The sequence below is a fragment of the Arthrobacter sp. AZCC_0090 genome (genome assembly GCF_014207375.1).
Classification (GTDB): domain Bacteria; phylum Actinomycetota; class Actinomycetes; order Actinomycetales; family Micrococcaceae; genus Arthrobacter.
In genome coordinates this window covers 54,343-67,828 of sequence record NZ_JACHEE010000002.1, presented here as the reverse complement: position 1 = coordinate 67,828, position 13,486 = coordinate 54,343, and the positions used below count along the sequence as shown (strand labels likewise).

At 63.4% G+C, this 13,486-nt stretch carries 14 protein-coding genes; 13 read left to right on the top strand and 1 reads right to left on the bottom strand.

Annotation, left to right across the window (positions count from 1 at the left end):
- The first annotated feature begins 3 nt into the window (after nucleotides 1–3).
- The 9 genes from HNP00_RS03050 (at nucleotide 4) to HNP00_RS03010 (ending at nucleotide 9,179) form a co-directional block, all read left to right on the top strand.
- Nucleotides 4–495, top strand: a complete 492-nt coding sequence (locus tag HNP00_RS03050; protein WP_184735804.1) for a hypothetical protein — start codon at nucleotides 4–6, stop codon at nucleotides 493–495.
- Between the two features lie 60 nt (nucleotides 496–555).
- On the top strand, nucleotides 556–966 hold the full coding sequence (locus HNP00_RS03045) for a hypothetical protein (RefSeq protein WP_260404740.1): 411 nt from the start codon (nucleotides 556–558) through the stop codon (nucleotides 964–966).
- Nucleotides 967–989: 23 nt separating this feature from the next.
- A complete protein-coding gene (locus HNP00_RS03040) occupies nucleotides 990–1,736 on the top strand; it encodes a carbon-nitrogen hydrolase family protein (RefSeq protein WP_184735802.1) in 747 nt (248 codons plus the stop codon).
- Nucleotides 1,737–1,800: 64 nt separating this feature from the next.
- Nucleotides 1,801–2,712 (top strand): 4-hydroxy-tetrahydrodipicolinate synthase, encoded by a 912-nt coding sequence (gene dapA / locus HNP00_RS03035; protein WP_184735800.1) that lies wholly within the window; start codon nucleotides 1,801–1,803, stop codon nucleotides 2,710–2,712.
- A gap of 27 nt (nucleotides 2,713–2,739) precedes the next feature.
- On the top strand, nucleotides 2,740–4,431 hold the full coding sequence (locus HNP00_RS03030) for a ribonuclease J (RefSeq protein WP_184735798.1): 1,692 nt from the start codon (nucleotides 2,740–2,742) through the stop codon (nucleotides 4,429–4,431).
- 196 nt (nucleotides 4,432–4,627) lie between these two features.
- The gene (locus tag HNP00_RS03025) at nucleotides 4,628–7,480 is read left to right on the top strand and encodes a DNA translocase FtsK (protein WP_184735795.1); all 2,853 of its coding nucleotides are present in this window, start codon (nucleotides 4,628–4,630) and stop codon (nucleotides 7,478–7,480) included.
- A 9-nt stretch (nucleotides 7,481–7,489) separates the two neighbouring features.
- Nucleotides 7,490–8,095, top strand: a complete 606-nt coding sequence (gene pgsA / locus HNP00_RS03020; protein WP_184735793.1) for a CDP-diacylglycerol--glycerol-3-phosphate 3-phosphatidyltransferase — start codon at nucleotides 7,490–7,492, stop codon at nucleotides 8,093–8,095.
- Nucleotides 8,092–8,595 (top strand): CinA family protein, encoded by a 504-nt coding sequence (locus HNP00_RS03015; RefSeq protein ID WP_184735791.1) that lies wholly within the window; start codon nucleotides 8,092–8,094, stop codon nucleotides 8,593–8,595. The genes pgsA and HNP00_RS03015 overlap by 4 nt, the downstream gene beginning before the upstream one ends.
- Nucleotides 8,596–8,726: 131 nt before the next feature.
- Nucleotides 8,727–9,179, top strand: coding sequence for a helix-turn-helix domain-containing protein (locus HNP00_RS03010; RefSeq protein ID WP_078105673.1), 453 nt, complete (start codon nucleotides 8,727–8,729; stop codon nucleotides 9,177–9,179).
- Nucleotides 9,180–9,356: 177 nt separating this feature from the next.
- Here the strand turns inward: HNP00_RS03010 and HNP00_RS03005 are convergent, their stop codons facing one another.
- Nucleotides 9,357–9,854 (bottom strand): MarR family winged helix-turn-helix transcriptional regulator, encoded by a 498-nt coding sequence (locus tag HNP00_RS03005; protein ID WP_184735788.1) that lies wholly within the window; start codon nucleotides 9,852–9,854, stop codon nucleotides 9,357–9,359.
- Nucleotides 9,855–9,895: 41 nt separating this feature from the next.
- Here HNP00_RS03005 and HNP00_RS03000 point away from each other — a divergent pair, with 41 nt between their 5' ends.
- The 4 genes from HNP00_RS03000 (at nucleotide 9,896) to HNP00_RS02985 (ending at nucleotide 13,439) form a co-directional block, all read left to right on the top strand.
- A complete protein-coding gene (locus HNP00_RS03000; RefSeq protein WP_184735786.1) occupies nucleotides 9,896–10,135 on the top strand; it encodes a DUF3046 domain-containing protein in 240 nt (79 codons plus the stop codon).
- A gap of 239 nt (nucleotides 10,136–10,374) precedes the next feature.
- The gene (gene recA / locus HNP00_RS02995; RefSeq protein WP_184735784.1) at nucleotides 10,375–11,424 is read left to right on the top strand and encodes a recombinase RecA; all 1,050 of its coding nucleotides are present in this window, start codon (nucleotides 10,375–10,377) and stop codon (nucleotides 11,422–11,424) included.
- Between the two features lie 100 nt (nucleotides 11,425–11,524).
- Nucleotides 11,525–12,142, top strand: coding sequence for a regulatory protein RecX (locus tag HNP00_RS23120; protein ID WP_395893775.1), 618 nt, complete (start codon nucleotides 11,525–11,527; stop codon nucleotides 12,140–12,142).
- A 130-nt stretch (nucleotides 12,143–12,272) separates the two neighbouring features.
- Complete coding sequence (locus HNP00_RS02985) at nucleotides 12,273–13,439, top strand: lytic transglycosylase domain-containing protein (RefSeq protein WP_311770484.1); 1,167 nt, start codon at nucleotides 12,273–12,275, stop codon at nucleotides 13,437–13,439.
- Nucleotides 13,440–13,486 lie beyond the last annotated feature (47 nt).

Genomic DNA, 13,486 nt, shown 5'->3' with positions numbered 1-13,486 from the left:
CGCATGGGCTCGCTTTGGAACACGTTCAAGAAGAACCGCACCAAGATCTGGGTGGGTGCCGTCACGCTGCTGCTGGTGCTCTACTTGGTGGTCACCTTCCAGCGTTCGATCCTGCTGCTCAGCGACCAGAACCTGGTAGCTAAGGGAATCGGCGCGGCCTATCTGGTGCTTCCCATCATCGGGGCGTGGGCTTTGATCCGGGAACTGGTGTTTGGCGCCCGCACCGAGAAGATGGCCAAGGTGCTCGAAGCCGAGGGCGGGCTGCCGGTGGACAACCTGCCGCGTACGCCTGGAGGACGCATTGTCCGTGCGGCTGCGGACGCAGAGTTCGAGAAGTACCGCGTGGAGGCCGAGGCAGCGCCCGAGGACTGGCGCTCTTGGTTCCGCCTCAGCTGCGCGTACGATGCCGCCGGTGACCGCAAGCGTGCCAGGGAATCCATGCGCGACGCCGTACGCCTGTTCCGCGCCCAGCCCACCGCGGAAGGGGCCAAGTAGCCGCGGTCCGCCTGAATGGATTGTCTTGTATTCGAATATATGTTCGAATACCATGGCTGCATGAACGATCCTTCGAAGCGGCAGAACTCGTACCCCCACGGCCTGGATGGGCCCATGAAGGCGATGAGTCCGGGCGTCGTCGACTTCCTCTTCCGCCAACTCGTCGCGGGGGAGTCGCCGGAAGACGTGCAGTGGCGGCGCGAGGGAACCGTCCTGGGCGAACAACAGCCGGGAGCCGAGCTGGCCAGGAGGCTTGCGGAGACTGACCTCGAATCGTTGACCCCTGTTGAATTGTTCGACTACGTGCGGGCAGCCCAACGGCTGGGTGCGTGGGCGGACCGCTTGCGCGAATCGGCCGTTGCCCAGTATTGCTCGCCGGAGGCGTCGCGGCTGCCGGACGCTCCCACGGGCCGGAATCAAGGCAGTCCGGCGAGGACCACGGGTGGCGGTCGCCAAAGCGGTCCTGCCTAAGCGGGCCAGTCTAGGATGGCTAGGTGACTGCTGCCCTGACTGTTGCCGCCATTCAGTACGAAGCCCACGACGGCGGTGTGCCCGCCAATGTGCCGGAACACGTCCGCCTTATCGAGGATGCCCATTCGCACGGCGTCCGACTTGTCGTCTTTCCCGAATTGTCCCTGACGGGCTATGACCTGAAACTGTTCGCCGATGAGGACGCCTGGGTGACTCCGGGGGATCCACGACTTGAGGACATCCGTGACATCGCCACGCGGACCGGCATTACGGTGGTTGTCGGTGCTGCATTCCGGGAAGGCGACGGAACGCCGCGCCTGGCTTCCCTGGTCATCCGGCCCGCCGGAGACGCGGCGCCCGCGTTCAAGACCCACCTGCACGGAGTCGAGCGGGAGCTGTTCGTGCCAGGAAGTGGTCCGGCCCTCCTCGAACTCGACGGGTGGAGGATTGCCCTGGCCATTTGTTTCGACGCCGCAGTTCCGTCCCATGCATCCGCAGCGGCTGAGGCGGGAGCGGACGTCTATGCTGTTTCGGCCGTCTATGTCCAAGGCGAAGAGCACCGGTTGGGTCTCCATCTCGGCGCGAGGTCCATGGATCATCGGATGTTCGGCATCCTCGCCAACATGGGCGGTTCCACGTCCATCGGAGATTCGTGCGGACTCAGCGGCGCCTGGGGGCCGGACGGCCGCGCCCTCACCCAGCTCAACGTCAGTGGTTCGGCAATAGGCATCGCGACGCTTCAGCCTGAGGCCTTGCTCCCATTTCGCTGAATTTGACGACAATCACGACGCCGTCATTCTCCTATCCTGTAGATGACAGGGTAACGTTTTTCATATGTCTGACTCTCGTGTGAACGTTCCTGCTCTCGGTACCCTTCTGACCGCCATGGTCACCCCGTTCACCAAGGACGGCGAAGTCGATTACAAGCAGGCAGCGGAATTGGCAGTCAAACTCGTCGACGACGGCTGCGATGGCCTGGTTGTCACCGGGACAACCGGAGAGACGTCCACCCTCACGGATGCGGAAAACCTCGGCATGTTCCGCGCCGTGAAGGAAGCCGTAGGCGGTCGCGCCGCAATCATCGCGGGAACCGGAACCAATGACACCGCGCACTCGGTGCACCTCTCCCAGGAAGCCGCGAAGCTCGGCGTCGACGGTCTCTTGATCGTCACGCCGTACTACAACAAGCCGAGCCAGGCCGGCGTCCGGGCCCATTTCGAGACCATTGCGTCGGCCACCGAGTTGCCGGTCATGCTGTACGACATTCCCGGGCGTTCTTCCATTCAGATCGCGCCGGAGACCATGATCGGTCTTGCCGCCCACCCCAACATTGTTGCGGTCAAGGATGCCAAAGCCGATTTCGCGGCTGCAACGCGTGTCATGGCTGAAACCGACCTCCTTTTCTATTCAGGGGACGATGGCCTGACCCTCCAGTGGATGGCCCTGGGCGCAGTGGGCCTTGTAGGCGTCACTACGCACGTCGTCACCCGGCGCTTCCGTGAGCTCGTCGACGCGATCAACGCGAACGACCTCGGCACGGCCCGTAAGATCAACTTCGAACTGGAGCCCGTGGTGCGTGCAACCATGACCCGGGTCCAAGGCGCTGTCGCCGCCAAACAAATTCTTAAATGGCAGGGAGTCCTGCCCAACTCGGTTGTCCGTTTGCCCCTCGTGGAGCCGGACGCCGCCGAGATCGCAACCATCCGCGAGGACTTGGCGGAAGCTGGAATGGACTTCACTGTCTAGAAGGATTCCGCCGGAAAGTAGCGCATTATGACCCAAACCGCCCTTCCCGGACTTGTCACCCCGCCCAAACTTCCGCAGGGAACACTCCGGATTGTGCCCCTTGGCGGGCTGGGGGAGATCGGCCGCAACATGGCCGTTTTTGAAATCAACGGCAAGCTGCTGGTGGTCGACTGCGGTGTGCTCTTCCCCGAAGAGACACAGCCGGGTGTTGACTTGATCCTGCCCGATTTCTCGTACATCGAGGACAGGCTCGACGACGTCGTTGCCATCGTCCTGACGCACGGCCACGAAGACCACATCGGCGCTGTGCCGTACCTCCTGCGCCTGCGCCCGGACCTGCCGCTGGTCGGTTCCCAGCTGACGCTTGCCCTCGTTGAGGCCAAGCTCCAGGAACACCGGATCAAGCCCTACACGCTCACTGTCACCGAAGGACAGGTGGAGCAGTTCGGTCCCTTCGAATGTGAATTTGTTGCGGTCAATCACTCGATTCCGGACGCCTTGGCTGTCTTCATCCGAACCGCCGGCGGCAACGTGCTGCACACGGGCGACTTCAAGATGGACCAGCTGCCCTTGGATGGCCGCATTACGGACCTGCGCCACTTCGGCCGTTTGGGCGAAGAAGGAGTGGACCTGTTCATGGCCGACTCCACCAACGCGGATGTGCCCGGCTTCACCACGGCCGAGAAGGAAATCGGTCCTACCCTGGACCGATTGTTCGGCCAGGCGAAGAAGCGCATCATCGTTGCGTCCTTCTCCTCGCACGTGCACCGTGTCCAGCAGGTTCTCGACGCCGCCGCCAAGCACGGCCGCAACGTCGCCTTTGTGGGCCGATCGATGGTGCGCAACATGGCCATCGCGGCGAAGCTTGGCTACCTTGACGTCCCGCCGGGAATCCTCGTGGACATCAAGAACATCGACAACCTGCCGGACCACCGCGTCGTCCTAATGTCCACGGGCTCCCAAGGCGAACCCATGGCAGCGCTGTCCCGCATGGCCAATGGCGACCACCGTGTTGTGGTCGGCCAGGGCGATACCGTTATTCTGGCCTCGAGCCTCATCCCGGGTAACGAGAATGCCGTTTACCGGATCATCAACGGGCTGCTCAAACTCGGCGCCGACGTCGTCCACAAGGGCAACGCCAAGGTGCACGTCTCCGGCCACGCGGCCGCGGGCGAACTGCTCTACTGCTACAACATCCTCAAACCGCTGAACGCAATGCCCGTGCACGGCGAAACCCGGCACCTCATCGCCAACGGCAACCTTGCGGAGGAGTCCGGCGTCCCCGCGGACCGCGTGATCCTCAGCGACAACGGCACGGTGATCGACCTCAGGGACCACAAGGCCAATGTGGTGGGCCAAGTGGAAGTGGGCTTCGTCTACGTGGACGGCTCCAGCGTTGGCGAGATTACCGACGCCGACCTCAAGGACCGCAGGATCCTCGGCGACGAGGGCTTCATCTCCGTCATCACCGTGATCAACCGCACCACCGGCAAGATCGTCTCGGGACCGGAGATCCACGCCCGGGGCGTAGCCGAGGACGATTCCGTGTTCGACGAGATCATTCCCAAGATCAACGCGGCCCTCGAAGACGCAGTGCTCCACCACGCAGATCACACCAACCACCAGCTCCAGCAAGTGGTCCGTCGTGTGATCGGCACGTGGGTCAACCGCAAGCTTCGCAGGCGGCCCATGATCATCCCCCTGGTTTTGGAGGCGTAGCTTCTGGAGGCATAGCCAGCACGGACGCCTCGGAGCCAGTCTCCGAGCGGCCCGGTTCTCACGAACCGGGCCGCCGGTGTTTTCGGCCCAGGTCTCGGTGACATCGGGCCCGCTGATTGTTCAACAGGGGCAACATGGTTCCTCCGCGCCCCTGAAATCCGCGGGATTCCGCCCGGACTGGGGTAGCGTGGCCGATATGGCGACTCGTACTACCTCCGCGCCTAGAGGCAGCTCCAATAGCAAATCCGGCGGCTCGGGCAGCGGCCGGACCCCGGCTAAGTCCGGCAGGAGCAGCACAGCGGCGGCCCGCGGCAAGCAGGCGGCCGTCGTCGAACCCCAACAGCCCTGGATCCTGCGTGCGCTTGCCGGTGCCTGGTTGGGAATCGGCCACGTGGTGGGCGCAGGCATCCGCCGGATCGGCCACGACGTCAGTGACCTAGATCCTGCGGACCGCCGGGACGGCGCGGCGCTTTTCAACCTGGCGCTCGGTGTCTTCATCGCAACCTTCGCCTGGTGGGGCCTCAAAGGCTGGTTCCCGGACGTCGTCTATGGCATCGTGAACGGGACCTTCGGCTGGGTGTCCCTGCTTCTGCCGCTCATGCTTTTCGTCTGCGCATTCCGGCTCTTCCGGCAGCCGTGGGACAGCCGTGGCAACAACCGGGTGGGCATCGGTTTCCTGATCATGACATTCGCCGGCACTGGTTTGGCCCACATCGTCGGGGGCCAGCCGACTGTCGCCGATGGCTTCGACGGTCTCCGGCGAGCCGGGGGAATGCTCGGCTTCCTCGCGGCGTCGCCCCTTGCCGCCATCCACGCCGCAGTACCCGTCATCGTCTACGGCGCCTTGGCGTTCGTCTCCCTCCTGATTGTCACAGCCACCCCTTTTGGCGCTATTCCTCGACGTATCCGCGGCGCCTACGAGCACCTCATGGGCGTCGACCTGGTGGATGCCGATCGGCAACACGGCGATTCGCACGACCGCAGCTACCTCTACGAAAACGCGGCGGCCGTTGAGCCGAAGAAGAAACGCCGCAAACGCTTCTTCGGCAAGGATCACGACGACGACGCCGGGCTTGAAGGCTATGTCGGCGATGAGGCGTTCGAGCACGCAATCGTCGACGACGACGCCACTCCCGCTCAGGGCGCGCCTTCCGTGCCGCCCGGGGTCCGCCGCCCGACGCAGGCCGAAATCGCCGTCGAGAAGATCAAGGCCGCACAGGGACTTGGAAGCCCGAAGGCAGGTGCGGAAAACGCCACCGAAGCGATCCCCATGGTCGCGCCAGCCGCCGTCGTTCCCCCTGTCATTGTGCCTTCGGCGCCCGTCGGCCCGCCGCCGCCCCCGACGCCGATTCCGCAACGCACCGAACAACTTTCGCTCGCGGGCGACGTCACCTACACGCTGCCTTCGTCGGACAACCTGACTCCCGGTTCCATCCCGAAGGAACGCACGGAAGCGAACGACGCCGTCGTGGCCGCCCTGACGGACACCATGCAGCAGTTCAACGTGGACGCCACCGTTACCGGTTTCAGCCGTGGCCCTACCGTGACCCGCTATGAGATCGAACTTGCTCCTGGCACCAAGGTGGAGCGCGTCACGGCCTTGTCCAAGAACATCTCCTACGCTGTGGCATCGAGCGATGTCCGCATCCTCAGCCCTATCCCCGGCAAGTCGGCCATCGGCATCGAAATCCCCAATACGGACCGCGAGACTGTGTCCCTCGGCGATGTCCTGCGCAGCCAAAACGCCCGGCGGACAGACCACCCCATGGTGATGGGGGTCGGCAAGGACGTCGAGGGCGGTTACGTCGTCGCGAACCTCGCGAAGATGCCGCACTTGCTCGTAGCAGGCGCCACGGGTGCCGGTAAATCGTCCTTCGTGAACTCCATGATTACGTCCATCCTGATGCGCGCTACACCGGACGAGGTCCGCATGGTCATGGTGGACCCGAAGCGTGTGGAACTCACCGCCTACGAGGGCGTTCCGCACTTGATCACGCCGATCATCACCAACCCCAAGAAGGCCGCCGAGGCGCTTCAATGGGTGGTCCGCGAAATGGACGCCCGCTACGACGACCTTGCCAACTACGGCTTCAAGCACATCGATGACTTCAACAAAGCCGTCCGGGCAGGGAAGGTGGTTCCGCCGGTTGACTCCAAGCGCGTCATCAAGCCCTACCCTTACTTGCTCGTGATCGTGGACGAGCTGGCCGACCTGATGATGGTGGCCCCGCGCGACGTCGAAGACTCGATTGTCCGTATCACCCAGCTTGCCCGCGCCGCCGGCATCCACTTGGTTCTGGCCACTCAGCGTCCTTCGGTGGACGTTGTGACGGGCTTGATCAAGGCCAACGTTCCTTCCCGTATGGCATTCGCCACGTCCTCTGTCACCGACTCCCGCGTGGTCCTGGACCAGCCCGGCGCCGAGAAGCTCATTGGCCAAGGTGACGCGCTCTTCCTTCCCATGGGCGCGTCCAAAGCCATGCGTGTGCAGGGCGCCTGGGTCACCGAATCCGAAATCCACCGGGTAGTGGAGCACGTCAAGGGCCAACTCAAGGCGGTCTATCGGGACGACGTCGCGCCTGAGGCGCAGAAGAAGCAGATCGACGACGACATCGGAGACGATCTCGAGGTCCTGCTGCAGGCCACGGAACTCGTGGTCACCACGCAGTTCGGCTCCACGTCGATGCTGCAGCGCAAGCTCCGCGTCGGCTTCGCCAAGGCGGGCCGCCTCATGGACCTGCTGGAATCGCGAGGGGTCGTAGGCCCGTCCGAAGGTTCCAAGGCCCGCGACGTCCTGGTCAAGCCGGACGACCTTGCTCCCGTGCTGGCCGCCATGAAGGGCCAGGAGGCTCCCGCCAGCCCCGATGCGCACACGGCCGCCCTGAGCGACAACGCGAACGCGAACATCGCCGTCGGAGGCTATGCGGAGGATCTGGTCGCCGCCGATCTCGAAAACCGCAAGCAGGCCACGGATTACTACGACGGGGCGGAAAACTCCGATGACGAGGACGACGGCGGCGAAGACGCCTGGTCATTGACCGGACGGTAGCCTAGAGGGGTGACTACATCCGAGGGCAGCAAAGCCGGTTCCAACAGCTCCGACATCTGGAACCTGCCTAACATCCTGACGATGCTTCGAATTGTCCTGGTCCCGTTCTTCGTATGGTTTCTCCTCGCGGACAACAGCCAGCACGGCATCTGGCGCTGGGCCGCCGTGGTCGCCTTCGCCGTGGCCATCTATACGGACAAGCTCGACGGCGACATCGCCCGGAGCCGCAACCTTGTCACCAACTTCGGCAAGATCGCCGACCCCATCGCGGACAAGCTTCTCATTGGATCGGCGCTGGTCCTTCTGTCGGCGCTGGGCGAGTTGCCTTGGTGGATCACCATCCTCATCCTCGTGCGCGAATGGGGGATCACTGCCCTGCGGTTCTTTGTGATCCGCTATGGCGTCATGCCGGCTTCGCGTGGCGGCAAGCTTAAGACCGTCATCCAGACCGTCGCCATCTTCCTTTACATCCTGCCGTTGAACTCCTTTGCGCCATGGCTCGTCAGCGTCGCCTTCTGGGTCATGATCGTCGCCCTCGCCATCACGGTATGGACCGGCGTCGAATACGTCATCGGGGCCGTCAAGCTCCGCGCCGCAGGCAGGCGGGCGGCATGAGCCGGACCGCTGGCGAGGTGGCCGCGACCGCCGTCGCGCTCGCCATCGAGCGGGGCATCACCGTGGCTACCGCGGAATCCCTGACGGCCGGCCTCGTCGCTGCGACCCTCGCTGATACTCCAGGGGCGTCAGGCATGCTCCAAGGAGGGGTGGTCGCCTATCAGAATTCGGTCAAGGCCGGAGTTCTGGGGGTGTCCGCGGAACTGCTTTCGGTGGTCGGATCTGTCGACGCCGACGTGGCGGCGGCGATGGCCGACGGCGCCAGGCGCGCGTGCGGGGCCGACGTCGGGGTGTCCACTACGGGGGTTGCGGGCCCTTTGGCGCACGACGGGAAGCCAGTGGGTACCGTTTTCATCGGAATCGCCACGTCGAGCGGATCTACGGCGCATGCATACTCCTTTCACGGGGACCGACCAGCCATCCGGGCGCAGGCGCAGGTGGCCGCACTCGAACGCTTGCTCGAGTGCCTTGTCGCTACCGACCTACCACACGTAAAGTAGCCGGGAACAAAAACAGCGGCCCAATAGTTGTTACATTGTGTCGCCTCGGAATGGCCGGGGCGCCTAGGATGTAGAAACAACCGGTGCACCTGCGCGGTGAACCGGACTCACGAGGGAGCAAGGCGATACAGATGGTAAAGCAGCCCGTATCCGTAAACGGCGTTGTCCGCTGGAAGGATGTGGGCTTGGCCGAGAAGGCACCGAGCGAACAGAAGGAGCGCAAAATGGTTGTACTGCGTCACGAAATCGGTGATGTTCTGCGCGATGTCCGCCAGCGTCAGGGCCGTACGCTCCGCGAAGTCTCGCACAGCGCCCGCGTTTCCCTTGGCTACCTGAGCGAAGTTGAGCGTGGTCAGAAGGAAGCATCCTCAGAGCTGCTTTCCTCGATCTGCTCAGCCTTGGACGTTCCGTTGTCAGGCATGCTCCGTGAGGTCAGTGACCGGGTCGCCGTCGCCGAAGGCGTTGCCGTTCCGGACACCGTCCCGCAGGAATTCGCCCAGCGCTATGGCCGCGATCTCGACCGTGAGCTCAGCGCCGAACTGAATGACGACTTCACCCAGGGCATGCTCTCTGGAGCCCGCTAGACGAACCGTGTGCCCCGGTAGGCTGCTACCGGAGCGTGCGACGTGCTGCGCGTCCGCGCAAGGGTCGCGCAGGCCGGAACGTGATGTCCCGTGTGTCTGTGACCTAGCCGGATACGTGAAGCAAAGAAGGAGGCCTCCAACTGGAGGCCTCCTTCTTTTGTCTTCGTTGCTCGGTGGTCAGTCCTTGCCGATTCCTTCGCCGTAGGCTGCGTTGAGTCGCTCGATGTAGTCCGCGAGCGTCTGGATTTCCTCCAGTGGCCACTCACCCAGGCGTTCCCGGAAGACCTGCCGGCGTGCGTCCTGGACCTGGTGCATCTTTTCCTCGCCCTTAGGAGTAAGTCGAATCGACTGCGCACGCCCGTCCTGGGGATCGGCTTCCTTGTAGACCATGCCGATGCTCTCAAGGAACGCGATCTGGCGGCTCACGGACGGCTTCCCGACGCCGATGCACGAGGCGAGTTCCGTCAGGCGAATGGGGCCTTCCTTCCGGATGATCGAGAGCAGCCCGTAAGCGGCCGGTTCCATGTCGGGGTGGACCTGGCGGGATAGCTGGTGTGACAGCGATCGTGCGCGTCGCCAGAACATGCTCAGCTGGTGTTCCACCTGCTGGAGGGCGGCGTCGACGTTGTCGCCTGCCTCTACCATTTCTGGTGCGTCGTCGGGAGTGTTGCTCATGACAACCATTCTAGAGTCCGGTCCCGTGAGAGACTCTATTGGTGCGGATCAGTGACTTCTGGCGGCTGATGGACGATGAATTCGGGGCTGGCTACTCCCGGGTCCTCAGCGGCTCCCTTGTATTGGCCGGCGTTGGCGGCCGTACGGCAAACGACGCTTTGGCTGCGGGCTACAGCCCCCGCGACGTCTGGCTTGCCTTGTGCGACGTCCAGGACGTTCCGCCGGAGCGACGGCTCGGCAGGGACGTCAAGCCTGCCGACAGGGGTTCCGCGACGTTTTAGGATCCGGTTGCTCTGGGGACACGCCTACCAATTGTTCGAATATCTGTTCGGATGAGGCTATGCTCCTTTCAGAGGAAAATTTACCCTGACGGACCGGTTTCCGCATCATTCGAACCTGTGGTTTTCCACATAGACGAAGTCGCACGCAATATTGTCGGCGGCCCGTACTAGCGTCGGATGAGACAGGAAAGCGGCCGTTCAGGCCAGTCCACAGCGAGAAAGCATCAGAGGTGTGAACCATGGCGGCAAATCAGGATCGTGAGAAGGCGCTCGAGGCGGCGCTTGCCCAGATTGACAAGCAATTCGGCAAGGGCTCGGTCATGCGTCTGGGTGACGAAGTCCGGGCGCCTATCGAGGTCATTCCGACCGGCTCCATAGCCTTGGACGTCGCTCTTGGCATTGGCGGACTGCCTCGTGGCCGTGTCGTCGAAATTTACGGTCCGGAATCTTCGGGTAAGACTACCGTCGCGCTGCACGCCGTGGCCAACGCCCAGCGTCAGGGCGGCATTGCCGCCTTCATCGACGCAGAGCACGCCCTTGATCCCGAATACGCGGCGAAACTAGGCGTCGACACCGACGCCCTTCTGGTTTCACAGCCGGACACCGGTGAGCAGGCGCTTGAGATCATGGACATGCTGATCGGCTCCGGCTCCTTGGACGTCATCGTGATCGACTCCGTCGCCGCGCTGGTTCCCCGTGCTGAAATCGAAGGCGAAATGGGCGATTCCCACGTCGGCCTCCAGGCCCGTCTCATGAGCCAGGCCCTGCGTAAGATCACTGGCCGGCTGAGCCAGACCAAGACGACCGCCATCTTCATCAACCAGCTCCGTGAAAAGATCGGCGTCTTCTTCGGTTCCCCGGAAACCACTACCGGTGGTAAGGCGCTGAAGTTCTATGCCTCCATCCGCATCGACGTCCGCCGCATCCAGACGCTGAAGGAAGGTGCGGATTCGGTAGGCAACCGTACCAAGGCCAAGATCGTCAAGAACAAGATGGCTCCGCCCTTCAAAATTGCCGAATTCGACATCATCTACGGCCAGGGCATTTCCCGTGAGGGTGGCATTATCGACATGGGCGTCGAGCACGGCATCATCAAGAAGTCCGGTTCGTGGTTCACCTATGACGGCGACCAGCTGGGGCAAGGTATGGAGAACTCCCGCCGCTTCCTGCGGGACAACCCGGAGTTGGCCGCGGACCTCGAGCGGCTCATCAAGGAAAAGCTTGGTGTCGGAGTAATCAAGCCTGCCGAAGCCGAGAAATCTCCGAAGCTGAAGGCCGTTGACGGCTAAGCGCCGAGGGCATTCACTGTCCTCAGGTTCGACACTGTCCTCTGGGCCGACGCAGTCCTCAGGTTCGAGACGGTCGTGGGGTCCATCCGCGGATTCGGCTGTGGCAGTGGGTGCCGACGCCAATCCGGAGGCGGTGGCCAGAGCCATTGTCCTCCGCCAACTGACTAACTCGCCGAAGAGCAGGCTTCAGCTGGCGCGCAAACTGGCTGAGCGGAACGTGCCTGAAACCGTGGCCGAAGCCGTGTTGGACCGTTTCGAGGAAGTCCGGCTCATTGATGATGCCGAGTTTGCCGAGATGTGGGTCCGCAGCCGCGCCCAGTCGAGGAAACTTGCCAGGGGTGCGTTGCGCCGCGAATTGGCGGACAAGGGGATCGACGCCGAAACGGCTGAGGGTGCCTTGGCGCAACTGAGCGATGAGGATGAGCGGAACGCGGCCAGGGATCTGGTTGCACGTCGGTTGAGGGCCGGCGTCGACCTTTCGGACAGGGCCGAACGCGACAAGCAGACGCGTCGGCTTGCGTCGATGCTCGCCCGCAAGGGCTACCAACCATCGGCTGCATTCCGGATCGTTGGCGAGGTCCTGGACGAAGCCTTGGCGAGGTCCTGGACGAAGCCTTGGCGGGGGAACCGGAGTCCCGGAACGCTCGGGAAAACAGCACTCCGGAGACGGAGCACATCGCTTAGGCAGGGAGCTTCCCAAACTGAGAGCTGCCTGTGAGTATCGTACCGAGCGGCGACGTCGGGTATGAGCATTGATCGCCTTCGGCTAAGGTTCTGGACTAGTGTTCCGATTCGGAAGCAGGTCAGATCCAATGAAAGCGTTGTCGTGGCGGCTTTCGGCAGTCGTTGTGCCTTTGCTTGTCGCGTCGTTGCTCCAAGCAGTCCCGGCCTCGGCCGACGACGCTCCGCCGTCGGGTTATCCCAGTTGGGCGGAGGTACAACAAGCCCAGGGAAATGAAGCGGCCGCGAGTGCCGAAGTGGCCCGCATCAACCAATTGCTCGTGGGACTGCAGCAGAAGTCAGGTGAACTGGGTGCGGCTGCCATCAAAGCGGGAGCTGAGTACGCCAAAGCGCACGACGCTTTGGCGCATCAGCAAGGCGTGACCCAGAAACTGGCCGAGGCGTCCCAGCAGGCCAGGGCGAAGGCGGATTCCCTGAAGAAGGCCACGTCCGCACTAGTGGTCAGGGCGTACGAGTCCGGCGGTTTCGATCCGGGCCCATGGACCCTCGCGAATGCCGCCATTCAACCTGATAATCTCCAGAGTTACGCCTTGCTGAACCGGGTGCTGGATCGTACGGCGAAACTGCACGCTGATGCGCTCAGTGCGGCCCAGGCATCTGCGGCCGCAACTGCCCAAGAGCAAGCTGCCCGCGATGTCTTGGCCCAGTTGGACAGTGACGCCGCGGCGAAGGCGCAGGCCGCAGAGTCTGCCAGACGCGCCGCCGAAGATAGCGTCGCCGCCACGGAGGGCCAGCGAAAGACCATGGTCGCCCAGCTTGCGTCATTGACTTCCACTTCTGCCGCTGTTGCTCAAAAATACCAAGAAGGCCAGGTGGCGCTTGCCGCCTACCAGGCTGCCCAAGAGGCCAAGCGAGAGGCGGCCCAGCGCGCCGCGGAAGCCGCAGCAGCGGCCAACCAGCAGGCCCAGCAGCCCGTGAGCAGCGGAGGCGGTGGCGGATTTGCGGGCGGCGGGGGAAGCGTCGTCAACGATCCGCCAGGGGCGCGGCAATATGCTTCTTCGCGACTTGGTGCCTATGGCTGGGGCCAGGATCAGATGCAGTGCCTGTCCCTGCTGTGGACGCAGGAATCGAGCTGGATGACAGACGCCACCAATCCGAGCAGTGGGGCCTACGGTATCGCGCAGGCACTGCCGCCGGACAAGTACTATTCCGCGGGCAGCGACTGGCTCAGCAACTACCGGACCCAGATCGATTGGGGCCTCGGCTATATCCGCGACCGTTACGGTTCCCCCTGCAACGCGTGGCAGCACGAGATGGGCTTCAACTGGTACTAGTCCGAGGGGCTACCCTAGATTGGTGAGTTCCCCTTCCGCAGCACCAG

What these genes read in the sequence shown, in the direction of transcription:
- HNP00_RS03050 (WP_184735804.1), top strand. Translation starts at nt 4, where the DNA reads ATGGGCTCGCTTTGGAACACGTTCAAGAAGAACCGCACCAAGATCTGG.
- HNP00_RS03045 (WP_260404740.1), top strand. Translation starts at nt 556, where the DNA reads ATGAACGATCCTTCGAAGCGGCAGAACTCGTACCCCCACGGCCTGGAT.
- dapA (WP_184735800.1), top strand. Translation starts at nt 1,801, where the DNA reads ATGTCTGACTCTCGTGTGAACGTTCCTGCTCTCGGTACCCTTCTGACC.
- HNP00_RS03030 (WP_184735798.1), top strand. Translation starts at nt 2,740, where the DNA reads ATGACCCAAACCGCCCTTCCCGGACTTGTCACCCCGCCCAAACTTCCG.
- HNP00_RS03025 (WP_184735795.1), top strand. Translation starts at nt 4,628, where the DNA reads ATGGCGACTCGTACTACCTCCGCGCCTAGAGGCAGCTCCAATAGCAAA.
- HNP00_RS03015 (WP_184735791.1), top strand. Translation starts at nt 8,092, where the DNA reads ATGAGCCGGACCGCTGGCGAGGTGGCCGCGACCGCCGTCGCGCTCGCC.
- HNP00_RS03010 (WP_078105673.1), top strand. Translation starts at nt 8,727, where the DNA reads ATGGTAAAGCAGCCCGTATCCGTAAACGGCGTTGTCCGCTGGAAGGAT.
- HNP00_RS03005 (WP_184735788.1), bottom strand. Translation starts at nt 9,854, where the DNA reads ATGAGCAACACTCCCGACGACGCACCAGAAATGGTAGAGGCAGGCGAC.
- recA (WP_184735784.1), top strand. Translation starts at nt 10,375, where the DNA reads ATGGCGGCAAATCAGGATCGTGAGAAGGCGCTCGAGGCGGCGCTTGCC.